27 protein-coding genes, 1 tRNA gene and 1 other RNA gene are annotated in these 21,349 nt (G+C 39.2%); 5 read left to right on the top strand and 24 right to left on the bottom strand.

Annotated elements, in window-relative coordinates:
• Positions 1 to 68 precede the first annotated feature (68 nt).
• From NML75_RS05420 to NML75_RS05390, 7 genes are all read right to left on the bottom strand, one after another.
• On the bottom strand, positions 69 to 1,403 hold the full coding sequence (locus NML75_RS05420; RefSeq protein ID WP_004253775.1) for an Nramp family divalent metal transporter: 1,335 nt from the start codon (positions 1,401 to 1,403) through the stop codon (positions 69 to 71).
• Positions 1,404 to 1,715: 312 nt separating this feature from the next.
• Positions 1,716 to 2,660 carry a hypothetical protein gene (locus NML75_RS05415; protein WP_254804236.1) on the bottom strand — a complete coding sequence of 315 codons (945 nt, stop codon included), beginning with the start codon at positions 2,658 to 2,660 and terminating at the stop codon, positions 1,716 to 1,718.
• A gap of 80 nt (positions 2,661 to 2,740) precedes the next feature.
• Positions 2,741 to 2,828: transfer RNA gene (locus NML75_RS05410), tRNA-Ser, on the bottom strand.
• 35 nt (positions 2,829 to 2,863) lie between these two features.
• Positions 2,864 to 3,211, bottom strand: a transfer-messenger RNA (tmRNA) gene (ssrA, locus tag NML75_RS05405).
• A gap of 60 nt (positions 3,212 to 3,271) precedes the next feature.
• Positions 3,272 to 3,907, bottom strand: coding sequence for an SGNH/GDSL hydrolase family protein (locus NML75_RS05400; protein ID WP_004253770.1), 636 nt, complete (start codon positions 3,905 to 3,907; stop codon positions 3,272 to 3,274).
• A gap of 1 nt (position 3,908) precedes the next feature.
• Positions 3,909 to 4,736: a Cof-type HAD-IIB family hydrolase gene (locus NML75_RS05395; RefSeq protein WP_004253767.1), complete on the bottom strand. Its 828-nt coding sequence runs from the start codon at positions 4,734 to 4,736 to the stop codon at positions 3,909 to 3,911.
• Between the two features lie 24 nt (positions 4,737 to 4,760).
• A complete protein-coding gene (locus NML75_RS05390; RefSeq protein ID WP_254804235.1) occupies positions 4,761 to 6,080 on the bottom strand; it encodes a CapA family protein in 1,320 nt (439 codons plus the stop codon).
• A 163-nt stretch (positions 6,081 to 6,243) separates the two neighbouring features.
• Here NML75_RS05390 and def point away from each other — a divergent pair, with 163 nt between their 5' ends.
• Both def and rlmB read left to right on the top strand, forming a co-directional pair.
• Positions 6,244 to 6,855, top strand: a complete 612-nt coding sequence (gene def / locus NML75_RS05385; protein ID WP_004253763.1) for a peptide deformylase — start codon at positions 6,244 to 6,246, stop codon at positions 6,853 to 6,855.
• A 44-nt stretch (positions 6,856 to 6,899) separates the two neighbouring features.
• A complete protein-coding gene (gene rlmB / locus NML75_RS05380; RefSeq protein ID WP_004253760.1) occupies positions 6,900 to 7,628 on the top strand; it encodes a 23S rRNA (guanosine(2251)-2'-O)-methyltransferase RlmB in 729 nt (242 codons plus the stop codon).
• A gap of 32 nt (positions 7,629 to 7,660) precedes the next feature.
• Here rlmB and trxB read toward each other — a convergent pair whose 3' ends face one another.
• The 7 genes from trxB to NML75_RS05345 all read right to left on the bottom strand — a co-directional run bounded on the left by trxB (position 7,661) and on the right by NML75_RS05345 (position 12,015).
• Positions 7,661 to 8,572: a thioredoxin-disulfide reductase gene (gene trxB, locus NML75_RS05375; RefSeq protein WP_254804234.1), complete on the bottom strand. Its 912-nt coding sequence runs from the start codon at positions 8,570 to 8,572 to the stop codon at positions 7,661 to 7,663.
• A 65-nt stretch (positions 8,573 to 8,637) separates the two neighbouring features.
• Positions 8,638 to 8,862, bottom strand: a complete 225-nt coding sequence (locus NML75_RS05370; RefSeq protein ID WP_004253933.1) for a DUF4059 family protein — start codon at positions 8,860 to 8,862, stop codon at positions 8,638 to 8,640.
• Positions 8,863 to 8,941: 79 nt separating this feature from the next.
• On the bottom strand, positions 8,942 to 9,685 hold the full coding sequence (locus NML75_RS05365; protein ID WP_004253930.1) for an amino acid ABC transporter ATP-binding protein: 744 nt from the start codon (positions 9,683 to 9,685) through the stop codon (positions 8,942 to 8,944).
• Positions 9,685 to 10,485 carry an amino acid ABC transporter permease gene (locus tag NML75_RS05360; protein ID WP_004253929.1) on the bottom strand — a complete coding sequence of 267 codons (801 nt, stop codon included), beginning with the start codon at positions 10,483 to 10,485 and terminating at the stop codon, positions 9,685 to 9,687. The genes NML75_RS05365 and NML75_RS05360 overlap by 1 nt, the downstream gene beginning before the upstream one ends.
• A gap of 156 nt (positions 10,486 to 10,641) precedes the next feature.
• On the bottom strand, positions 10,642 to 10,998 hold the full coding sequence (locus NML75_RS05355; protein WP_004253927.1) for a Spx/MgsR family RNA polymerase-binding regulatory protein: 357 nt from the start codon (positions 10,996 to 10,998) through the stop codon (positions 10,642 to 10,644).
• A gap of 11 nt (positions 10,999 to 11,009) precedes the next feature.
• Entirely contained in the window at positions 11,010 to 11,501 is a 492-nt protein-coding gene (locus NML75_RS05350; RefSeq protein WP_024053455.1) for a methylated-DNA--[protein]-cysteine S-methyltransferase, read from the bottom strand.
• A gap of 13 nt (positions 11,502 to 11,514) precedes the next feature.
• On the bottom strand, positions 11,515 to 12,015 hold the full coding sequence (locus NML75_RS05345; protein ID WP_070677537.1) for a GNAT family N-acetyltransferase: 501 nt from the start codon (positions 12,013 to 12,015) through the stop codon (positions 11,515 to 11,517).
• Between the two features lie 134 nt (positions 12,016 to 12,149).
• Between NML75_RS05345 and NML75_RS05340 the strand changes: the two genes are divergently transcribed.
• Both NML75_RS05340 and trhA read left to right on the top strand, forming a co-directional pair.
• Positions 12,150 to 12,605 carry a DUF1836 domain-containing protein gene (locus tag NML75_RS05340; protein ID WP_254804233.1) on the top strand — a complete coding sequence of 152 codons (456 nt, stop codon included), beginning with the start codon at positions 12,150 to 12,152 and terminating at the stop codon, positions 12,603 to 12,605.
• Positions 12,595 to 13,242, top strand: a complete 648-nt coding sequence (trhA, locus tag NML75_RS05335) for a PAQR family membrane homeostasis protein TrhA (protein ID WP_254730276.1) — start codon at positions 12,595 to 12,597, stop codon at positions 13,240 to 13,242. The genes NML75_RS05340 and trhA overlap by 11 nt, the downstream gene beginning before the upstream one ends.
• Before the next feature lie 33 nt (positions 13,243 to 13,275).
• Here the strand turns inward: trhA and pdxT are convergent, their stop codons facing one another.
• From pdxT to NML75_RS05305, 6 genes are all read right to left on the bottom strand, one after another.
• Complete coding sequence (gene pdxT / locus NML75_RS05330) at positions 13,276 to 13,848, bottom strand: pyridoxal 5'-phosphate synthase glutaminase subunit PdxT (protein WP_254730279.1); 573 nt, start codon at positions 13,846 to 13,848, stop codon at positions 13,276 to 13,278.
• Positions 13,849 to 14,724, bottom strand: a complete 876-nt coding sequence (gene pdxS / locus NML75_RS05325) for a pyridoxal 5'-phosphate synthase lyase subunit PdxS (protein ID WP_006153788.1) — start codon at positions 14,722 to 14,724, stop codon at positions 13,849 to 13,851.
• A gap of 137 nt (positions 14,725 to 14,861) precedes the next feature.
• Positions 14,862 to 15,494, bottom strand: coding sequence for a Pr6Pr family membrane protein (locus NML75_RS05320; protein ID WP_251935471.1), 633 nt, complete (start codon positions 15,492 to 15,494; stop codon positions 14,862 to 14,864).
• Between the two features lie 2 nt (positions 15,495 to 15,496).
• Entirely contained in the window at positions 15,497 to 15,835 is a 339-nt protein-coding gene (locus NML75_RS05315; protein WP_214261677.1) for a zinc ribbon domain-containing protein YjdM, read from the bottom strand.
• Positions 15,836 to 15,972: 137 nt separating this feature from the next.
• A complete protein-coding gene (cmk, locus tag NML75_RS05310) occupies positions 15,973 to 16,644 on the bottom strand; it encodes a (d)CMP kinase (protein ID WP_254804232.1) in 672 nt (223 codons plus the stop codon).
• Between the two features lie 8 nt (positions 16,645 to 16,652).
• A complete protein-coding gene (locus NML75_RS05305) occupies positions 16,653 to 17,135 on the bottom strand; it encodes an SAG1386/EF1546 family surface-associated protein (protein WP_004253899.1) in 483 nt (160 codons plus the stop codon).
• A gap of 45 nt (positions 17,136 to 17,180) precedes the next feature.
• Here NML75_RS05305 and NML75_RS05300 point away from each other — a divergent pair, with 45 nt between their 5' ends.
• On the top strand, positions 17,181 to 17,384 hold the full coding sequence (locus NML75_RS05300; protein ID WP_080581405.1) for a ferredoxin: 204 nt from the start codon (positions 17,181 to 17,183) through the stop codon (positions 17,382 to 17,384).
• Positions 17,385 to 17,634: 250 nt separating this feature from the next.
• Here NML75_RS05300 and galE read toward each other — a convergent pair whose 3' ends face one another.
• The 4 genes from galE to NML75_RS05280 form a co-directional block, all read right to left on the bottom strand.
• Positions 17,635 to 18,654, bottom strand: a complete 1,020-nt coding sequence (gene galE, locus NML75_RS05295; protein ID WP_004253897.1) for a UDP-glucose 4-epimerase GalE — start codon at positions 18,652 to 18,654, stop codon at positions 17,635 to 17,637.
• A 106-nt stretch (positions 18,655 to 18,760) separates the two neighbouring features.
• Positions 18,761 to 19,855, bottom strand: a complete 1,095-nt coding sequence (locus NML75_RS05290; RefSeq protein ID WP_061863260.1) for an NAD(P)/FAD-dependent oxidoreductase — start codon at positions 19,853 to 19,855, stop codon at positions 18,761 to 18,763.
• A 16-nt stretch (positions 19,856 to 19,871) separates the two neighbouring features.
• Positions 19,872 to 20,669: a Nif3-like dinuclear metal center hexameric protein gene (locus NML75_RS05285; RefSeq protein ID WP_061863259.1), complete on the bottom strand. Its 798-nt coding sequence runs from the start codon at positions 20,667 to 20,669 to the stop codon at positions 19,872 to 19,874.
• On the bottom strand, positions 20,656 to 21,333 hold the full coding sequence (locus NML75_RS05280) for a tRNA (adenine(22)-N(1))-methyltransferase (RefSeq protein WP_061863258.1): 678 nt from the start codon (positions 21,331 to 21,333) through the stop codon (positions 20,656 to 20,658). Before NML75_RS05280 ends, NML75_RS05285 begins: the two co-directional genes overlap by 14 nt.
• Between the last annotated feature and the right edge of the window lie 16 nt (positions 21,334 to 21,349).

Raw genomic sequence — 21,349 nt, 5'->3', positions numbered from 1 at the left:
AAAAGATACCCAAGAAATCTTGGGTATCTTTTTTCTTATATGCTTGTTTTATAACTCGGGTGAATTTCTTAGAAAATATCAAATAACAATTTCACATTGAGAATTGTTAAGATAATGGAAACAATATAACCAAGGATGGTATTCCATTTAGCATTGGTAAATTCGCCCATCAGTGATTTCTTAGAAGTTAGATAAATCAAAGGGAAGATTGAAAATGGAAGAGCGATTGAAAGAAAGACCTGCGAATAGACCAATAACTGATCCAAGGTTTTTTCCTGATGACCAAACACAACCGCTACAATCATGACAGGCAACAAGGCAAAGAGACGAGTTGCCAAACGAATGAACCACTGAGGCAATCTCATATGCAAGAAACCTTCCATAACGATTTGTCCCGTCAAGGTACCCGTAATAGTTGAATTTTGACCACTGGCTAATAGAGCCAAGGCAAACAAGGTTGATAAGGTCGAACTAGCTATAGCTCCTGCAATGGTTGAATCCTGCAAGGCATTATACATTTGAGAGAAGGCAGAAATCTCAGATGCATGGCCAAAAAAGAGGGCCGCTCCTAAGATCAAAAGAAGCGAGTTAACCACAAAGGCCAAGGATAACTGGAGATTAGAATCCCAGGTCATAAAGCGCACGGCTTTTCGAACATCATTTTTGTCCTTGTGATTGATTTTCCGAGTTTGAGACAAGGAAGAATGCAAATAGAGGTTATGGGGCATAACCGTTGCACCTACAATCCCCAGAGCTAAAGTTAATTGACTTTCATGTCCTGGCAAAGGACTCTCAAATAAGGTTGCATTCGGTAGATAACCCTCAGCAATTCCTTGGAAACTTGGATTTGATAAAGCTACCAGATAAGTAAAGATTGCTAAAATCGTTAAAATCAGTGTTGTCACAATAGCTTCAATCTTCTTAAAGCCAAACTTCATCAGGAGCAATAAGAGAAAGACATCTAGCACCGTCAAAAGGATGGCTATCATAATCGGAATCTTAAAGAGAAGATTGAGTGCAATGGCTGAACCTAGAACTTCTGCCAAATCCGTCGCCATCAAGGCCAACTCCAAAATCACCCATAGACTATAACGAAGCCATTTTGGTGAGTGATGAGCTGTTGCTTGAGCCAGGTCCATCTGGGTTACAATCCCTAGCTTTCCTGCCATCTGCTGAAGTTGCATGGCAATGAGAGATGAAATCAAGATAACAAACAAGAGACTATACTTATAGGAAGCACCACCGACTACACTGGTAATCCAGTTTCCTGGATCCATATAACCAACTGCGACAAGAGCACCCGGACCTAAAAAGGCCTTTAAATTTTGCCAGAAATGATTATTATTAGGAGTCTCGATGGACTGATTAATCTCAGAAAGTGAAACTTTTTTATGAGACGACATTTCCCACTACTTCTTTCTATACCTACTTTTTCAATATTTTCTATTACAGAAAAATAAGATTGACTTTAAACTATTAAAACAATGAAAACTATATGAAAAACATTTAGTTTTTTCATATTTTTTTCTTAACACCCCTTAATTATAACACAAAATATGATAAAAACTTAAGAAATTCAGGATTGGACAGGCTATTTTAGAAAAAAATCAGATCTCGCCTCAAAATTAGTTTCCTTAGTTTTACTTAATCTCTGCCATAATCAAAAAAACAAGTAGCTCACCATGAACTACTTGTTATCATTGAAATCTTAAGTTTTAGACGTTACTTTTTTCTTTTGATTTATCTTTGTCTTTAGATTTGTCGGCATCTTTAGATTTGTCTTCGTCTTTAGACTTATCTGTTGATTTATTTTTAGCCTTTGTAGAGTTCTTACGGTCAATCTTGTCGTATCCCTCTGTAGTATCCATCATCTCAGTTGTTAAGGTACGGTAGTCATCTTGAGAAATTACCCAATTTCCATCCTTATCTTTTGTCAATTTGATTTCTGTATCAAATTCACCAGTTGTAAGAGGTGTAAGAGCTGCTTCAGGATCTACATCACTATAGGTAGCAAAATCTTTTCTGAATAGGTGCTCATAAATCCAATATGTTACCAATGTTTGGTAACGTTTGACATCAACATTTGAACCGGCTTTGTTGTACTTACCTAAGTTATCGATACCCCCAATGAGGATAGTAAGCACTTCTCGAATTGATGAAGTCAATCCTTTAGAGTGTAATTTCTTAGAGGTAAATGTAACAGTAGCTGAATCACCTGATTCATCAACCTTCACATCTTTGATAGTATAAGAACCGATATCTTGGAATAACTTACGTTTCATTCTCAAGAAACCTGAAATTGTTTCCTCTGGTGTTTCTTCAGGAAAATCTTGGTGCCATTGTACTGTATAAGTCGTTGCAGGTGAAAGACCATCTTCCTTGATTTTTTCACTTGTTTGAACTGCAATTACAGCGTCAGTCCATTTTTCGTAGGTTTCACCGTAAACCTTCTTGAAACGAGCAGATTCTGTCGTAAGCAATGCATCTAGAAGAACTTCTGCATCTTTTTTTACTTTTTCTTCTGCTGATTCTTTTTTATGTTCTTCTGTCGTTTGTTCAGTAGTTGCAGAAGCAGATTCTGATTTTTTAGATGTTAAAGAGCATGCACCCAAGGCTAATGTTGAAAGTGCTAAGATACTGAGAAACTTAATCTTTTTCATAGTATACCTCAATGTATAAAATTTACTCTTGGAATCTCACTCCAAGGGTATGGTTTAGAAAAAACATAGCGTAATTCTAACGGAGAATGGGGGATTCGAACCCCCGCGCCGGTTACCCGACCTAACGATTTAGCAAACCGTCCTCTTCAGCCTCTTGAGTAATTCTCCTGCGATACATTTATCTTACTTGATGAAACTTTACAGAATGGAGCCGGTGGGAGTCGAACCCACGTCCAAACACCTGCTAACATATTTGTCTACAACCATAGGTTATGTATTGTTTTAACAGCTCCTCGACACATAACTCAAGCCTAGGAACTGCGAGTCTATCAATCTCTTATCAAACTGCTAGACAAAGTTTGATCGTATCTCGCTAAAATTAAGACCTGTCTTCAGACACGAGAAATCCGAATCGGGTCACGCCTGCTGGTTTTTAGGCAGCTAGAGCGTAAGAAGTGTTATTTTTTGCAGTTATATTTAACTGAGCGTTTACGTCGCCACACGAGTCGCAAAATATGCCTCATAATGCCTGTCGAATCCGTAACGACCCCAAAGACTATAAAGATATTATACCTTATCTAGGTTAAAAAAGCAAAAATGCAAGTAGATAGCTAGAAAAGACTAGTTTTCAAAGCTTCTGATAGGGCCTGATAGCCAGAAACGCTGAGGTGAAGCCCATCTGTTGTATAGTTTGATTTGAGTTGACCTTCCTGATCTAGTAGCTCTTCAAAAACAGACACATATTCTACCTGCATGTATGCAGAAGCTAGCTCTTGATAGACTTGGTTCCAAGCCTTGATTTTCTCATTTGTACGAATATAAACTGTCTGTTTGTATTCTTCCCCTTGATGAACTGGCAGAATAGAAACTAGCTTAATCTGTGACAGCGGATAGTCACGAGAAATACTTTGAATTACACTTTCAAGATTGTTTAATGCTTGGCTCATTGGAACATCTTTCCCGATGTCATTGGTCCCAATCAAAAGTACAATTTGATCCACTGCATCACCATAGAGGTGGGCATCAAGGTTATCAAGTAAAAGGCCAGTTTGATAACCACGAATACCTCTATTTACAATGGTCTTTGTTGTCCCTAGTAATTCTTGCAAGGGATAATACTCAACAATAGAATCTCCAATAAAGATGATATCTGGTTCAATTACCGAAATCTGATTGAGTTCACGATACTTGGTTTGAATTTTTTCCTGCTCTTTTAAGAGCCAGTTTTCTAATAGCTGTACTGCCAAGTTATTCTCCTCTTTCTAGCCAGTTCTCTAAAACTTTGTAAACACCTGCCTGACTGTTGGCTGGAGCTACTTTTGTCGCAACTCTCTTAACAGCCTCTTCTGCATTTTCCATAGCGTATGAAATTCCTGCCAACTCTAACATTTCAATGTCATTTTCACTATCACCAAAGGCCATGATTTGTTCAGGTTTTAAGTTCCAACGTTTGAGCAATTCCTCTAAGCCCCAGGCCTTATGTATGCCATCCTGTAAGATATCAATACAGCCATAACCGCTGGAAACAGCTCGAACACGACCATCAAACAAGTCATTGATTTCCTGTAAAACGGATTCCGATCGCTCTTCACCGACTACCATACTCATCTTGAGAACACCACCGAAGAGACTGGAGTCAAATTCATCAACAAAGTTCATTCGTTGATAGAGCTTTTCAATCATCTCTGGTGTCATAAATTTATCAAGTTCTGTAAAAACTGTACCTTCCTTGACAAAACCACCATTCACAGCAGTTACAACAAACTGATTTTGGCATTCTCTGCCTTTGAAATAAGCTAAAGCTTTATCAACCATATCGTCATCCCAAGTTTGTGCTTGAAGTAATTCATTGTTTTCAAATATACGAGCACCGTTAGCAACAACGAGAACTACTCTCTCTGCCAGATGTCCCAGTAATTGACGCATACGATGAATTTCATTTCCTGTTGCAATGACAAAACGAACGCCACGTCGGTCTAACTGATCTATAATTTTCTCTAGACGAGGAAGATCCAGCTGACCTCTCGGGTCTAACAAGGTTCCATCCATGTCTGTCGCAATAATCTTAATTTCCATCATGTCTCCTTGTAGTTCAAATAACTACCACTTCAAACCTACATGCTCATTCATTTCTTTGTAAGCTATGTCTACCCGTTCCTTGGTAGCCTCATCTAACTGACTGCGGTATTTTCCTCCCTCTATAAAATCTTCCAAGATATAGGTTTGGTAAAGATAGAGTGGATACCCTTCTGGAGAATAGCCTCCCTTTGGAGTACGACTAACCCAGCTTGGATGGGCTTTGGCAGTTTCTATGGTCGTCTTACCTGATTTTTTCTTAATAGTCACATCCATGAGGACTCCACGTTCCGTCCATTTAGCGTTTTCAACATCCTGCATGGTTTCAATCCGTTGATTTGAGATAAAATTTCCCATAGAGTAGATGATGAGCTTTTTATCACCGTCTTTTTCAACCGTTTCAGCAGGTTCAACAACGTGAGGATGTCCACCGAAGATAATATCAGCTCCCCAATCAATCATTTTATGGTAAAGTTTCTTTTGCTCCTCAGTCGGCTCAATTTGATACTCAACTCCCATCTGAGGCATGATGACCGTGATATCTGCTTCTTTTTCAGCCCTCTCGATTTCAGCCTTCATCTTATCTTCATCTAAATCTGAAAGATAGCGATTATAATCCTCTTGAGAAATGCTTTGTTCAATGCCGTTAAAACCATAGGAATAAGCCAAAATAGCAACTTTAATACCATTGACTTCCTTGATAACTAAAGGTGCCTTATCTCGAGATTCATGGGTATAGACCCCGACAGGTGTCATTCCTGCTTTTTCAATAGCATCTGCAGTTGAAACCACTCCCTCAATCTGAGAATCTAAGATATGATTGTGAGCCAAGTCTAGCACTTGATAGCCTGCATCTTTTATAGCATCCATAACTTCACCAGGCGCATTAAACAAAGGATAACCTGCAAGATAATGGTCTTTATTTACGGTTCCTTCAAAATCACCAAGAACTAAGTCTGCTTGCTTTAGCCAAGGTTTTACATACTCAAAATTATCATGAAAATCATAGGTGCCATCTGATTTTTTGGCTGAAATGTAGATAATGTCATGATAGAGCAAATCACCATTGGCCATAATCCGAGCACTTGTTTCTTGTTCTGTTGCCGTAGTTTTCTCCTTAGAATCAGCTGTCTGACTCACTGTAGTTACACTACTATTCACTAATGGATTCCCCTTTATCCCTTCAGATAATAAGGTCAATGCCATAGAAATAGCAACTACGATTAACAAAACTACAATAAAGGTTTTATTACTCCATTGGCGATAGTTTCTAAAAAAACGAATTAATTTTCTGACAAGTCCTAAGACAGGACCTTTTTGATTTCTACTACTGCGTTTTTCCATCATTCTTCTCCTTGCTTTTTGATGCAAGTCTCCTTATCTTATTATACCACAGACAAACAGGTATTTTCTTTTATTCTAATATTTTATAACAGCTTCTGTGACTTTCTTTCTCATCTGTTTTGTGTTATCATGTAATAGTAATGGAAGGAAGGAAGGAGAGAACATGTCTGCTATAGAACGTATTACAAAAGCTTCACATTTGATTGATATGAAAGATATTATTCGAGAGGGTAATCCAACCCTACGTGCAGTTGCCGAGGAAGTCACTTTTCCATTAAGTGATCAAGATATCATCCTTGGTGAAAAAATGATGCAATTTTTGAAACATTCACAAGACCCTGTTATGGCTGAAAAGTTAGGCCTTCGTGGTGGAGTTGGACTTGCGGCACCACAATTAGATATCTCTAAACGCATCATCGCTGTTTTGGTTCCTAATATCACCGAGGAAGGTGAAACACCTCAAGAAGCCTATGACATACAAGCTGTTATGTATAATCCTAAGATTGTCTCACATTCAGTCCAAAATGCTGCTCTAGGTGAGGGGGAAGGATGTCTATCAGTCGACCGAGCTGTTCCAGGTTATGTTATCCGTCACGCTCGAGTGACTGTTGACTACTTTGACAAGGATGGCGAAAAACATCGTATCAAGCTAAAAGGCTACAACTCCATCGTTGTCCAACATGAAATTGACCACTTAAATGGTGTTATGTTTTATGATCGTATCAATGAAAAGGATCCTTTTGCAGTCAAAGAAGGTTTACTAATTCTGGAATAAAGAAAATCCCGTTGAAAGACGGGGTTTTATGTTATAATAGAGCCATGAAAACAAATGATATTGTCTATGGCGTTCACGCCGTTACCGAAGCACTGTTAGCAAATACTGGAAACAAACTCTATCTCCAGGATGATTTACGAGGTAAGAATGTAGAAAAAGTCAAGGAACTGGCGACTGAAAAGAAAGTATCCATCTCTTGGACTTCAAAAAAATCACTTTCCGAAATGACTGAAGGAGCTGTCCACCAAGGTTTTGTCCTACGTGTTTCTGAATTTGCCTACACTGAACTTGAGCAGATTCTTTCTCAGACTCGTCAAGAAGAAAACCCACTACTATTAATTCTAGATGGACTAACTGACCCTCATAACTTAGGTTCTATCCTAAGAACGGCAGATGCAACCAACGTTTCAGGTGTTATTATTCCAAAACATCGAGCTGTTGGTGTGACACCCGTAGTTGCAAAAACAGCAACAGGTGCTATCGAGCACGTCCCCATTGCTCGCGTAACCAATCTCAGCCAAACTTTGGATAAACTTAAAGAAGAGGGCTTTTGGACCTTTGGTACTGATATGAATGGAACTCCTTGCCATAAATGGAACACCAGTGGAAAGGTCGCCCTCATTATCGGAAATGAAGGAAAAGGTATCTCAAGTAACATCAAAAAGCAAGTGGACGAGATGATCACTATTCCAATGAATGGACATGTACAGAGTCTCAATGCAAGCGTTGCTGCTGCTATTCTTATGTACGAAGTCTTCCGCAATCGATTATAAAAAAGTTTCCAATCAAATGATTGGAAACTTTTTTAACTGTGTTCAGTAATATATTTATAGGCTTCTTGACCTGCAATAGCACCATCTCCAACTGCTGTTGTAACTTGGCGAAGGTCTTTCTGACGAACATCTCCAACTGCAAAGACACCTGCAACACTTGTCTTCATGTGGTCATCTGTCACAATCCAACCTGACTCATCTTGGATTTGTAAATCTTTTGTAAAATCGCTAACTGGATCTAAACCAACATAGATGAAGACGCCTCCAAAGGCATGTTCAGTCACTTGATTTGTTTTAACATTTTCAATGACAACTGACTCCACACGGTTTTCACCCTTAATTTCTTTGATAACAGAATCCCAAATGAAGTTGATTTTTTCATTGGCAAAGGCGCGATCTTGCAAGACTTTTTGAGCACGAAGCTCATCACGACGGTGAACGATGGTTACAGTTTTGGCAAACTGTGTTAAGAAGATTGCTTCCTCAACCGCTGAGTCACCACCACCTACAACCAACAAATCTTGGTCACGGAAAAAGGCTCCATCACAAACCGCACAGTAAGAAACACCTCGACTGTTGAGTTCTTCTTCTCCTGGAACGCCTAAGAGTCGGTGCTTAGAACCAGTCGCCACAATAACTGTGCGAGTTTCAAATTCTTCATTGTCTGTGATTACTTTCTTAACATCACCATGGTCCTCAATATTTTCTACAAAGCCATAGAGATGCTCAACACCTAGATTTTCAAGAGGTTCAAACATCTTTTCTGCCAACTCAGGTCCACTAATGTTAGCATAACCTGGATAGTTTTCAATGTCAGAAGTATTGTTCATCTGACCGCCAGGAAGACCACCTTCAATCAAAGCTACTTTGAGATTGCTGCGAGCTGCATACAAGGCTGCAGTCATCCCAGCAGGACCTGCACCGATAATAATCGTATCGTACATTCTATTTCCTTCTTTCTTGTTGTAACTATTCTTATTCTAACGGATAAAATCCTATTTGACAACTATTAAGCCTTGAGAACCAACAAGATGCTCATGGTTGCAAAAGACAATACTGGAATTGTTAAGACTCCAATCATAATCATATCATAGAGGTGAGCCTGACGCTCCTTGGCAGTTTTATCCACACCTGATAGAGCTCTAAAACCAATCCAAATCCCTAAGACAACCAAGACTAGTAAAATCGTCAAAACCAAACTCTCTAAATACAAAGCAAATAGCTGAACTAACATGCTTTCTCTCATTTCTATTATTTTTAAAGAGTAAACCCAGTTAGCTTAGCCAACTGAGTTTTTCTTATCTTCTATTATATCAGATATAGGTCCGTTTGTAACTAGCAAAGAACTCTTTTGTTCGTTCTTCTTTGGGATGGTTGATAATCTCATCCGGTGTTCCAGATTCAATAATCTTTCCTTTATCCAAGAATAAAACCTTATCAGCTACTTGAGCAACAAATGACATATCGTGACTAACTAAAACCATGGTTTGACCTGATTTTGCAGCATTGGCAATCGATCTTTCTACCTCACCAACCAATTCTGGGTCCAGTGCTGAAGTTGGTTCATCCAAGAGTAAGACGTCTGGTTTCATGGCTAGGGCACGCGCTATAGCTACCCGTTGTTTTTGCCCCCCTGACAAGTGACGCGGATAATGCTGTTCACGATCAGAAAGTCCAACCTTAGCTAGCTCTTCCTTAGCAATTTCAGTCGCTTCTTCGTCCGATAGTTTTTTAACGACCACCAAGCCTTCTTTAACATTGTCTAGTGCTGTTCTACGCTCAAACAAATTAAACTGTTGGAAAACCATCGATAGTTTGCGACGAAGAGTTAGAATTTCTTCTTGCGTAATTTGAGAAAAATCAACTTTGAAATCATCAATCTGAATACTTCCACTATCAGGTGTTTCTAGATAGTTTAGGCTACGAAGAAAAGTTGATTTCCCAGCTCCTGAAGAACCAATTAAGGCAACAACTTCTCCTTTTTGAATATCTAAGTTCAGATGATCCAAAACGGTTTGACCTGAAAAGGATTTGCTTAAATTTGAAATTTTAATCATTAGCGAAGCTCTCCTTTCACATCTGTCTCAACATTATCTGGTGCTGTAATAGCCATTTTTCTTTCAATGAAACGGCCAAGATTTTCAATAACGATATTTACCACCCAGTAGACAAGGGCAACTGAGATAAAACGTTCAAAGTAGCGATAGTCTGCACCACCCAAAATCTGAGCTTGGGCAAAGACTTCTACAACACCTGCACTGAAGGCTAGGGAAGTCCCCTTGGTCAAGCCAATCAAGGAGTTAATCAAGGTTGGTGTTGCAACTACTGCTGCATTGGGAATAATCACACGACGATAAACTTGTGCACGTGTCATACCAAGACTACGAGCAGCTTCAATCTCACCTGGATTTACAGAAAGAATTGCCGCACGAAGAGTTTCGCTGGCATAGGCCGCCTCGTTAAAAGCAAAAGCCACAATCGCAAATGTTGCTGCTGGAATAGCATTAATGTTCAGAGAAGTTCCCCATTGTTGATTCAAGGCTTTCAAAGCTAATGGAATCCCGTAATAAGTCAACATCAGTTGGACTAAAATTGGGGTTCCTTTTAGGAAACTAACAAAAAAGGCTTGTAATGGGTAAATAAATCTAACTCGGTTGATTTTCACGATAGCAAAGATTAGGGCTAGCATGATACCAAAAAAGGCACCGAATACCGTTAACATCAATGTTGTAGGTAATTGCTGTACAATTCTTGGAATCCCATCAAAGACCGAACGCCAACTAAAAAGTTTGCCATCTGGAATATATTGCATCAAATTTTGATACCAATCAGATGCTAAAATCGTTGTAACATTCATAGAAACATCCTCTCAAGATAATGATTCATTCTATCATACTTATGCTCTAATTAAAAATATTTGCTACGAGCATATCAGATTTCATCTACCTTCTAGTTTATCATACTTTAAAAGTGGGAGGTTATATATTTTATCTATCAAGGAGATAGAAAAAAACTAATTCAAATCCAAGTTATTGTATGTCTTACGGTAGCCAATTTGTTTTACAAGACCATTTTCAACAAGTATTGGACGTTTTAACAGCATACCATCACTGGCCAAGAGTTTGGCTGCTTCTTTGTTAGACAATGTTCCAACCTTATCTTTCAATCCGAGTTCACGATATTTGATTCCACTAGTATTAAAAAATTGCTTCAATTCAAATCCCGAAGTTTCGAGCCAGTTTAAAATGACCTTTTCACTCGGAGTCTCTTCAACGATATGAACATCCTGATATTCTAGTCCGAGTTGATCTAATTCTTTCTTAGCTTTTTTACAAGTTGTACATTTTGGATATTCGATAAATTCTAACATTTTTTCTCTTTCTATTTTTTATTTTCTTGATAACTTGCACCTTCATGCCTCAAGAGCCAAGCCTTCTTTTCGAGTCCCCAAGCATAGCCTGTCAGACGTCCTCCAGCACCTAGCACACGGTGACAAGGTACAAGGATAGACCAGGGATTGCGACCTACTGCTCCTCCGACTGCTTGGGCAGAAGCTACTTGCAGGTCCTTAGCTATTTGTCCATAAGTAACTGTCTGACCAAAAGGAATTCCTCGCAAGTAGTTCCAGACTCTTTTTTCAAAGTCACTACCGACAGGAGCTAAAGGTAATCCAGATAAGTCTTGATCTTGCCCCTTAAAATAAGTCTCTAAATAGGAAGTAATTTGATTTAAAATGGGATGACTTTCAACAACAGTCACATCATTTTCAGATAACCCCTTCTCAAAATCGCTCTCTTCTTCAATCCATATCCCAAACAAATAGTGGTCATCTGCTACCAGAGATAGGGGGCCAATCGGTGACTTGTATAGCATCTTTACATACTTCTTAGACATTTGATTTTAATTTTTGATAGGCCAAGCGTTCCCCGTCTACTGGAACTTTACCAACCTGTTTGAAGCCAAGTTTTTCAAAGATATGCTGCATGGCTATGTTTTTAGCGTGTGTATCTGAACGAAAATCTAGGTAATCGAAGCCTTCAATCAAGCCTTCTAAAAAGGTCTGAGCAACACCTTGACCTTGCGCATCTCTAGCAACGGCAATACGGTGAAATACTAAGTATTCTGCTTCATTCCCCTCCCAGTTGCCATCATAGATTGCTTCATAAGCTTTTTCTGGGCTCTTAGTCACTGCTGCATAGACTAAGAGGTCGCCTTCGTCTAAGGCTACATAAGCTTGACCAGAGATGATATCTTCAATAATGGTATCTGCATCTGGGTAGCCGTTTTGCCACTGAGTGCTACCAGCTTCTGCCAAATATTTCTTGGCTCCCTCAATCACTTGCATAATTGCATCAACTTCGTTTGGAAAGGCTAAGCGAATCTCCATCATTTATCCTCTTTTCATACTATTTTCTCTCATCATAGCATAAATTATTTCTTTCTACAAGCACTTGAAACTTGACTTATTATTTCTAATATTTTATAATCTAGTTATTAAAACTAGATAAAAAGGAGTTGGAAATGAATACTACTTTTTCCTATCCAAAATGGGAAGAAATTCCAAGTATCAATCTCTATCTGGACCAGGTTCTGCTCTATGTCAATCAAATCTGTCCTCCAGCTTCTCCTGACAAGGAGAAAGGTTTGACAGCATCCATGGTGAACAACTATGTCAAACACGGTTATATCAGTAAACCTGAAAAGAAAAAATACCAACGCAAACAAATCGCGCGATTGATTGCTATTACCACTCTCAAGTCTGTTTTTTCTATCCAAGAAATTGCTCAAACTCTTAATACCCTACACACAGACACTAATTCAGAAGAACTTTACAATGCTTTTGTGGACTATATGAATGAAGATATTGATCCAGCTAATCCCATTATCCAGGCAAGCTGCCAAACGGTCAAACTCTATCATCAAACACTTGCACTAGTCTATACAGAAACCCCAGAGGAGGAAACAAATGAATACTAGTTTCAAACTTAGTAAACAACTTAGTTTTGGAGAAGAAATTGCCAACAGTGTCACCCATGCTGTAGGAGCATTTATCATGCTCATCCTACTTCCCATTTCATCTACTTACAGTTATGAGGCACATGGTTTCTTATCGTCTATCGGTGTTTCCATCTTCGTCATCAGCCTTTTTCTCATGTTCTTATCATCAACTATTTATCATTCTATGGCTTATGGTTCCACTCATAAGTACGTGCTTCGTATCATCGACCATTCCATGATTTATGTTGCCATTGCAGGTTCTTATACCCCGGTGGTTTTAACCCTGATGAATAATTGGTTTGGTTATCTGATTATCGCCATTCAGTGGGGAACAACTATTTTCGGTATTCTTTATAAAATCTTTGCCAAGAAGGTCAATGAAAAATTCAGTCTCATCCTTTACCTCATCATGGGATGGCTTGTATTGGCTATCTTACCAGCAATCATCAGTCAGACAAGCCCAATGTTTTGGAGTCTTATGGTATCAGGTGGCCTTTGCTATACAGTTGGCGCTGGATTCTACGCTAAAAAGAAACCATACTTCCATATGATTTGGCATCTCTTTATCCTAGCAGCCTCTGCTCTCCAATATATTGCTATTGTTTATTACATGTAAAAAAGAAGTTGGGAAAAATCCCAACCTCTTTTTTTATTTACACATATTCATAAAGTACTGATGCAGGCGAAGATCATTTGTCAATTCAGGATGAAAGGAGGTTACCAACATATTCTTTTCTTGTGCCGCAACGATTTGATTGTTCACAATCGCTAGAACATCAACACTGTCACCAACACTACTGATAATCGGGCCACGGATAAACGTCATTGGAATTTTACCAACACCCTTGCAGTCAGCTTCTGTATAAAAGCTTCCTAGCTGACGTCCATAGGCATTGCGCTCTACTACTATATCCATAATCGCTAGATGGCTTTCCTCTTTAGAAGTGATTTGTTTTGCTAGCAAAATTAAACCCGCACAAGTTCCAAAGACTGGTAAACCATTGAGAATAGCCTCTCTTATAGGAATGAGCATCTGCTGATCTCGCAACAGTTTCCCCATAGTTGTAGACTCTCCCCCTGGCAAGATTAACCCCGACAGGTCACTCTGGTGTTGCTGAAAATCTTCTAGGTTTCGCAGTTCAATACTTTCAACTCCTAGTTGATCAAGCATTTTCTCGTGTTCTACAAAGGCACCTTGCAAGGCCAAGATTCCGATTTTCATCTATTTTCCTCGCTCAGCCATGAGAATTTGGATTTCATTCTCGTTGATACCAACCATGGCTTCTCCCAAGTCTTCAGAGATTTGAGCTAGAATTTGAGGATTCTGATAATTTGTAACTGCCTTAACAATTGCTGCCGCACGTTTAACAGGATCACCTGATTTGAAAATCCCTGAGCCAACAAACACACCTTCTGCACCTAGCTGCATCATAAGAGCAGCGTCCGCTGGTGTTGCAACCCCTCCAGCTGCAAAGTTGACAACTGGTAATTTTCCATGTTCGTGGACATATTGAACTAATTCTACAGGTACTTGGAGTTCTTTTGCAGCAACATATAACTCGTCCTCACGGAGGTTTTGAATGCGGCGAATTTCTTGATTCATCATACGCATATGACGAACCGCCTGAACGATGTCTCCTGTTCCTGGTTCCCCTTTTGTACGGATCATAGAAGCTCCTTCAGCGATACGACGCAAGGCTTCTCCTAGGTCTTTAGCACCACAAACAAATGGAACTTGAAATTCTTTCTTGTCTACATGAAAACGGTCGTCAGCTGGTGATAACACTTCACTCTCATCGATATAGTCAATCTCGATTGCTTCTAAAATTTGAGCTTCAACAAAATGACCAATTCGAACCTTAGCCATAACCGGAATGCTAACAGCTTCTTGGATTTCCTTAATCATCTTTGGATCACTCATGCGAGATACACCACCCGCTGCACGAATATCAGCCGGGATTCGCTCCAAAGCCATAACTGCTGCCGCACCTGCAGCCTCAGCAATTCTTGCTTGCTCAGGGTTTTGAACATCCATGATGACGCCACCCTTGAGCATCTGTGCCAAATTCTTATTTAATTCATAACGATTTTCAGTCATTTCTTCTTCCTCAATTGTTTTATTGGTAGCTACACTTTTATTGTAAAATAGAAATGACTACATCACAAGATTAAAAAAGTTCATTTGTCCGGGTACAATTGTCACAAACAAAAATAGTACCCCTATAGGGTACTATTTTATTTCTTTGATTTTTTAATGCTTTTCACAAGATAAAACAGATATCCTGAAACCATGTAGGCAACAAAAATGATAGCTGCCCATCTAAAGACAAAGCCCCAACCATGTTTATTGGCATTTAAAAAGAAATAAGGGAAAGGATTATCCTTAGAATTTGGGATATTCATTTTGAGAACTAAACCGTTCAAGATAGCAAATCCCATATATAGCAGAGGTAAGACTGTCCATACAATAGGATCAAACCACTTATATTGACGACTTTTGTCAAAGAAAAGTGTATCAGCTAGAAACCAGAGGGGCACGATATAATGACAAAGGAAATTTTCCAGACGGTAAAAATCTGTCGCGATTGGTGCCAGCATAAAATGGTAAATGACACAGGTAATCATGATACTCATGGTGACACCACCTTTGAGTCTCAAAATAACTGGGCTTTGCCAACTATCATCGTCACTACGCATCTTTAACAACAGATAACCTGTAAAAAGTGTCACCAAAAGGTTAGAAAGGACTGTATAGTAGAGCAACATCCCAAAACCGCCATGCTTAGTAATCTCCAAATAAACACCAAGAAAGGCAGCTATAAATAGAAGAACACGGCTATAAAATATAATTTTTTTATTTTGTAACATCATTAAATCTTCTTCACAAATTCTGATTTTAGCTTCATAGCACCAAAACCATCAATTTTACAATCGATGTTGTGGTCACCTTCAACAATACGGATATTTTTCACACGAGTTCCTTGTTTGAGGTCTTTAGGAGCACCTTTGACCTTAAGGTCCTTAATCAAGGTAACTGTATCTCCATCGGCTAGTTTGTTTCCATTTGCATCGATAGCAACAATACCTTCTTCTGCTTCAACTTGTTCAGCAGGATTCCACTCGTAAGCACATTCTGGACAAACGAGAAGTGTGCCATCTTCATATACGTATTCTGAATTACATTTTGGGCAATTTGGTAGTTGACTCATTTTATCTCCTTAAACATTTATGATTATTTGAATGTCAAATTTTCTTTAACAGCAACTATTATACCTTAAAACAGACTATTTGACAAATCATGATAAAAAACGATTAACCCAAACTTGGTTAATCGTTTTAAAGTTTCTTATAAACGTTTTTGAGCTTCTGATTTGATTTTTTCAACAACTTCTAGAATAGAGAGGCCAGTCGTATCCAAATAGATTGCATCCACAGCTTGCTTGAGAGGCGAAGTTTCACGATGACTATCTTTATAATCACGCGCAGCAATCTCTTCTTTCAAAGTTTCCAAATCGGTTTCAATTCCCTTTGAAAGATTTTCCTTGTAACGACGCTCTGCACGCTCATCTACAGATGCTACTAGAAAAATCTTCAATTCAGCCTGAGGCAAGACCACAGTACCAATATCGCGCCCATCCATAACAATACCACCTTGTTTAGCAATCTCTTGCTGGAGGGCAACCAGTTTCTCTCGAACAGCTGGAATAGCGGCAAAGGCAGAAACAGCGTTTGTTACTTCATTTTCTCGGATTGGATTTGTTACATCGACATCTCCAACAAAAACAAGCTGCTCTCCATTTTCAGCACGTCCAAAGCTAATTGGATATTGCTCCAATAATTCAAGGAGTTGAGAAGGTTCTTCTGGACTTATTTGGTTTTTCAAGGCCATATAAGTCGCAGCGCGATACATAGCGCCCGTATCCAGATAAGTATAGCCAAAGTCCTTAGCAATGATCTTTGCTACTGTACTTTTACCACTTGAAGCTGGTCCATCAATAGCAATCTGAATTGTTTTCATTGTCACTCCTATCTTGTCTTAAGGACATCACCAGGATTTGCAAACCAAGTTCCAGTAGACATATGACCAGGGTTTAAAGCTTCAAGTTGAGCAATGGAGATTCCAGCTCGAGCAGCAATGGCTGCTTCACCCTCTCCTGGCAAGACTGTAATTGTTCCTTCAGAATCAGTATGCGCCTCTGTATGTTCTTGTTGAGTTGTCTCTGCTTCTGTTGACTGAGTAGTTGTAGCAACTGTTGTAACTTCTTCTACTTTTGGAGCTGAAGAATCATAAAAATCTTTCAGAGCTGAAGTACGGTTGCTTCCACCTGATGACAAGTAGACCAATACAACTACCATACCAACAACAATGACAAAGAAAAGAACAGCCAAAACAGTTAAAATATGATTCGCAATGACACCTGAATCATTTTTGTTTCGTTGACGGCGTTCTGTTCTTGATTCCTCTTCTTGGTTTTCATAAATATCTTCTTGCCACGGTTCCTTTTCCATACCTTACTCCTTGAGTTTTTTTTAGTTTCTTATTACAATATAAATATGAAGATTAGACTTATACCTGAACGTTGCATAGCTTGTGGGCTCTGCCAAACTTATTCAGAATTATTTGATTACCATGATAATGGTATTGTCCGTTTTTTCGATGATCCTAAGCAATCAGAAAGAGAAATTTCTTGTAGCGGCGATGTTTTAGAAGCCGTTAAAAATTGCCCTACTCGTGCTCTGATTATAGATGAATCTTAAAATTTGGTGGAACATTGATCTCTAATTTCCACTCCTTCTAGTTTAGCATATTTTTCTAGAAAATTATAGTCTTTTGCTAGCTATTTTTATACAATTTCACTTTTATTTTTTCTGATATTTTAATAATAAATAAAGTGTTCTTTTAAGACGTTTTCTATCACATAATCACTAAGCAAATTTTTTATTTCAACCACATATAAATTTATAAGAAAAGAGGAATTACTTCCTCTTTTTTTGTTTAATCAAACGATTAGTCTTCAAATCCATTTGGATGCTTGCTTTGCCAACGCCATGCATCTTCACACATTTCTGTAATACCAAGTCCAGCTTTCCAACCTAGCTCTGCTTTCGCTTTTGCTGGGTCTGAGTAGCAGGCTGCAATATCACCTGGGCGACGTTCAACGATACGGTATGGAATTGGGCGCCCAACAGCTTTTTCCATATTTTGAATAATTTCAAGAACTGAGTAGCCTTTTCCAGTACCAAGGTTATACACATTGAGTCCAGAGCCTTTTTGAAGTTTCTTAAGGGCAGCAACGTGTCCTTTTGCTAGGTCAACGACGTGGATATAGTCACGAACACCTGTTCCATCTTCAGTATCGTAGTCATCTCCGAAGACTTGAACTTGTTCTAACTTACCAACTGCGACTTGTGTTACATACGGTAGAAGGTTATTTGGAATGCCGTTTGGATTTTCTCCTAGGTCACCACTCTCATGCGCCCCAATTGGGTTGAAGTAACGAAGTAAGACAACGTTCCACTCTGAGTCTGCTTTATGGATATCTGTCAAGATTTCTTCCAGCATAAGCTTGGTACGGCCATAAGGGTTGGTAGCTGAAAGTGGGAAATCTTCTAGGATTGGAACAGAATGTGGATCTCCATAAACAGTTGCTGATGAACTGAAGATGATATTCTTACAGTTTGCCTCTTCCATAACTTTCAAGAGACTGACAGTTCCAGCTATATTGTTATCATAGTAGGCAAGCGGGATACGTGTAGACTCACCTACAGCTTTCAAACCAGCAAAATGAATCACACCTGTTGGCTCTTCATGTTTGAAGATATCACGAAGTGTATCTGTGTCACGAATATCTGCCTCGTAGAAAGGAATTTCTACCCCAGTGATTCTTTCGACTACTTCAAGACTTTTACGACTACTGTTTACCAAATTATCCACGACAACTACTTGGTGTCCAGCTTGGACCAATTCAATGACAGTGTGAGTTCCGATAAAACCTGCTCCACCTGTTACCAAAATCTTTTCTTGCATCATTTTTCCTCTATTCTTGAAACATTTTTTTCATTTTACCATTTTTGATAGGGAAAGTCATTTGCTATCCTAATCCTATCGTAAAAACTAGGTAAAAAGTTTACGATTATTTCTCTTTAATATATCTTTCAGTCGGATAATCCGCTGGATCCAAGACTCCACTTTCCCCTTGAAGCATTTGGGCTAGGTGATAGCCTATAATGGGTCCAGTTGTCAATCCTGACGATCCTAATCCACTCGCAACAAATACTCCTGACAAGTTTGGCACTTGTCCGAAAAACGGCGAAAAATCACTCGTATAAGCACGAATCCCCACACGTTCACCACTTATCATTGCATCTTTTAAGCTAGGATAAAACGAACTTGCTGCTTCAGCCATTTGTTGGAGCAAATTCTCATCAACTGTTAGGTCAAATCCCATGTCATTTTCATGGGTAGCTCCTAGAGATAATTTACCGCCGGGAAATGGTATCAAATCCCACTCACCTTCCGGCATAACTACAGGGTAAGCTCCCATGTCTTGTGGCACTTGGTAATCTCGGAGTTGCCCCTTTTGTGGGCGAACATCCACCTCATAACCTAAGGGCTCTAAGATGTGGCCAAGCCAAGCTCCTGTGGATAAGATGACTTGGTCAAACATTTGATTGTCTATCTGATAGCCCGATGATAGGGGGGTTAGACTAACCTCTTTATTTATGACCTTCACTTGACTGGTTCCCAGTAAGCGACTCACTAGGAGTTGCCCATCTACTCGAGCTCCACCAGAAGCATAGAGTAAACGTTCAAATCCCTCTAGACCGGGAAATAAGTTACTAGCAGTCGCTTGGTCCAAAATGGCTAATTCTCCAATCAAGGGAGATTCATCTCTACGTTGCAAAGCCAGTTGATAGAGCTCCTCTAGCTTAGAGTCATCGTTTTTAAGAAGAAAGATACCAGAACCTTGGTAAAAATCAACTTTTTGACCCGATTTTTCTAGGTCAGCTAATAAATCGACATAGAAATCAGCTCCTAGGCGCGCCATCTTATACCAAGCCTTATTGCGTCGTTTAGAAAACCAGGGACTAATAATTCCTGCCGCAGCCTTGGTTGCTTGGCCGTGTCCAAAATCAAAAACAGTTACTTCGATATCAGCTTCCTTAGAAAGATAGTAGGCAGCTGTGGCCCCTACAATTCCTGCACCTACAATGGCAACTTTTTTCATTGTCTTTACCCTCTAATTAGATATGATGGAATGGATTGGTGGACGCTTGACTTGCGATAACCTCTAGAGACCAAGCATTCTCTTCCTTCCATTCATTAAGGAACGATGCAATTTTTTCAACAAAGAGAACTTCAATATAGTGGCCTGGATCCAGAGCCAACAAGCCGTCTGACAACATATCTTGGGCAGTGTGGTAATAGATGTCACCAGTAATGTAAACATGAGCTCCTTTTGCTAAAGCATCAGAGTAGAAAGACTGCCCACTGCCACCACAAATAGCTACTCTTGAGATTGTTTTTTGCAAATCAGTATCTTTATAGTACACCATACGAAGACTATCTAGACCAAATACTTCCTTAACATGACTAGCAAATTCTTCAAACATTTGAGGTTTAATATTGCCAATACGCCCGATGCCACGTTCAGGACCTGTCTCCTGTAGATAAGTTGTATCCTTAATATCCAATAGTTGGCAGAACCAGTCATTAAGGCCGTTTTCAACAATATCAATATTGGTATGGCTGACGTAAACTGCAATGTCGTGCTTGATGAGGTCGATATAAATCTGATTTTGAGGGCGACTAGCAACCAAGTCCTTTATCGGACGGAAGATAGGCGCGTGCTTAACGATAATCAAATCTACACCCTTTTCAATAGCTTCTGCCACTGTATCTTCACGTATATCAAGAGCAACCATGACTTTTTGGATGTCCTTGTCTAAAGTTCCAATCTGCAGTCCACGATTATCGCCTTCCATAGAAAATTCTTGAGGACAATAGGCTTCATAACGCTTAATCACTTCACTTGCTTTCATGGAGTACCTCCTTGATGGCTTGAATTTTATCTACTAAAACTTGACGTTCTTCATGATTTTTTTCTGGGATTTGACTAAGGGCAAATTCGAGCTTACTTGCTTCTCTTTGCCACTTTTGGACAAATACGGGGCTAAGTTCTTTAGATAGAAAAGGACCAAAACGAATATCGCTTGCTGGTAAATTCATTTCTCCAACTTCCACTACTAGAATCTCGTAAAATTTTCCAGCTTCTTCTAGGATACTTTCAGCTACAATCTGAAATCCATGCTCTTGTAACCAAGAACGTAACTCATCTTCACGATTATTAGGTTGAAGAATCAATCGCTCAACATTGGCTAGTTTGTCCAAACCCTCTTCTAATATCGTAGCAATCAAACGACCACCCATTCCTGCAATAGTGATAACAGAAACCTGGTCACTTTCTTCGAAAGCTGCTAAACCATTGGCTAAACGAACCTGAATTTTCTCAGTCAAACCATGACTTTCAACATTTCTAACTGCAGATTGATAGGGCCCCTCTACAACTTCACCCGAGATGGCAGCTTCAATATGACCTTTTTCAACTAATTCAATAGGTAAATAAGCATGGTCGCTACCAACGTCCAGCAAAACAGCTCCTTGGGGAACAAAAGAAGCTACTGTTTCTAATCTCTTTGAAATCATCTTCTCTCACTTTCAA

Source organism: Streptococcus sp. CF4-3 (assembly GCF_024295385.1).
GTDB classification, from domain to species: domain Bacteria; phylum Bacillota; class Bacilli; order Lactobacillales; family Streptococcaceae; genus Streptococcus; species Streptococcus infantis_I.
This window is presented reverse-complemented; position numbering and strand designations above follow the sequence as displayed.

What these genes read in the sequence shown, in the direction of transcription:
- NML75_RS05305 (WP_004253899.1), bottom strand. Translation starts at nt 17,135, where the DNA reads ATGGAAAAGGAACCGTGGCAAGAAGATATTTATGAAAACCAAGAAGAG.
- def (WP_004253763.1), top strand. Translation starts at nt 6,244, where the DNA reads ATGTCTGCTATAGAACGTATTACAAAAGCTTCACATTTGATTGATATG.
- rlmB (WP_004253760.1), top strand. Translation starts at nt 6,900, where the DNA reads ATGAAAACAAATGATATTGTCTATGGCGTTCACGCCGTTACCGAAGCA.
- NML75_RS05300 (WP_080581405.1), top strand. Translation starts at nt 17,181, where the DNA reads ATGAAGATTAGACTTATACCTGAACGTTGCATAGCTTGTGGGCTCTGC.
- NML75_RS05320 (WP_251935471.1), bottom strand. Translation starts at nt 15,494, where the DNA reads ATGTTACAAAATAAAAAAATTATATTTTATAGCCGTGTTCTTCTATTT.
- NML75_RS05390 (WP_254804235.1), bottom strand. Translation starts at nt 6,080, where the DNA reads ATGGAAAAACGCAGTAGTAGAAATCAAAAAGGTCCTGTCTTAGGACTT.
- NML75_RS05315 (WP_214261677.1), bottom strand. Translation starts at nt 15,835, where the DNA reads ATGAGTCAACTACCAAATTGCCCAAAATGTAATTCAGAATACGTATAT.
- trxB (WP_254804234.1), bottom strand. Translation starts at nt 8,572, where the DNA reads ATGTACGATACGATTATTATCGGTGCAGGTCCTGCTGGGATGACTGCA.
- cmk (WP_254804232.1), bottom strand. Translation starts at nt 16,644, where the DNA reads ATGAAAACAATTCAGATTGCTATTGATGGACCAGCTTCAAGTGGTAAA.
- NML75_RS05290 (WP_061863260.1), bottom strand. Translation starts at nt 19,855, where the DNA reads ATGAAAAAAGTTGCCATTGTAGGTGCAGGAATTGTAGGGGCCACAGCT.
- NML75_RS05360 (WP_004253929.1), bottom strand. Translation starts at nt 10,485, where the DNA reads ATGAATGTTACAACGATTTTAGCATCTGATTGGTATCAAAATTTGATG.
- NML75_RS05395 (WP_004253767.1), bottom strand. Translation starts at nt 4,736, where the DNA reads ATGGAAATTAAGATTATTGCGACAGACATGGATGGAACCTTGTTAGAC.
- NML75_RS05415 (WP_254804236.1), bottom strand. Translation starts at nt 2,660, where the DNA reads ATGAAAAAGATTAAGTTTCTCAGTATCTTAGCACTTTCAACATTAGCC.
- NML75_RS05345 (WP_070677537.1), bottom strand. Translation starts at nt 12,015, where the DNA reads ATGGAGATTCGCTTAGCCTTTCCAAACGAAGTTGATGCAATTATGCAA.
- NML75_RS05340 (WP_254804233.1), top strand. Translation starts at nt 12,150, where the DNA reads ATGAATACTACTTTTTCCTATCCAAAATGGGAAGAAATTCCAAGTATC.
- NML75_RS05370 (WP_004253933.1), bottom strand. Translation starts at nt 8,862, where the DNA reads ATGTTAGTTCAGCTATTTGCTTTGTATTTAGAGAGTTTGGTTTTGACG.
- pdxS (WP_006153788.1), bottom strand. Translation starts at nt 14,724, where the DNA reads ATGACTGAAAATCGTTATGAATTAAATAAGAATTTGGCACAGATGCTC.
- galE (WP_004253897.1), bottom strand. Translation starts at nt 18,654, where the DNA reads ATGCAAGAAAAGATTTTGGTAACAGGTGGAGCAGGTTTTATCGGAACT.
- pdxT (WP_254730279.1), bottom strand. Translation starts at nt 13,848, where the DNA reads ATGAAAATCGGAATCTTGGCCTTGCAAGGTGCCTTTGTAGAACACGAG.
- NML75_RS05280 (WP_061863258.1), bottom strand. Translation starts at nt 21,333, where the DNA reads ATGATTTCAAAGAGATTAGAAACAGTAGCTTCTTTTGTTCCCCAAGGA.
- NML75_RS05365 (WP_004253930.1), bottom strand. Translation starts at nt 9,685, where the DNA reads ATGATTAAAATTTCAAATTTAAGCAAATCCTTTTCAGGTCAAACCGTT.
- NML75_RS05420 (WP_004253775.1), bottom strand. Translation starts at nt 1,403, where the DNA reads ATGTCGTCTCATAAAAAAGTTTCACTTTCTGAGATTAATCAGTCCATC.
- NML75_RS05285 (WP_061863259.1), bottom strand. Translation starts at nt 20,669, where the DNA reads ATGAAAGCAAGTGAAGTGATTAAGCGTTATGAAGCCTATTGTCCTCAA.
- trhA (WP_254730276.1), top strand. Translation starts at nt 12,595, where the DNA reads ATGAATACTAGTTTCAAACTTAGTAAACAACTTAGTTTTGGAGAAGAA.
- NML75_RS05355 (WP_004253927.1), bottom strand. Translation starts at nt 10,998, where the DNA reads ATGTTAGAATTTATCGAATATCCAAAATGTACAACTTGTAAAAAAGCT.
- NML75_RS05350 (WP_024053455.1), bottom strand. Translation starts at nt 11,501, where the DNA reads ATGCTATACAAGTCACCGATTGGCCCCCTATCTCTGGTAGCAGATGAC.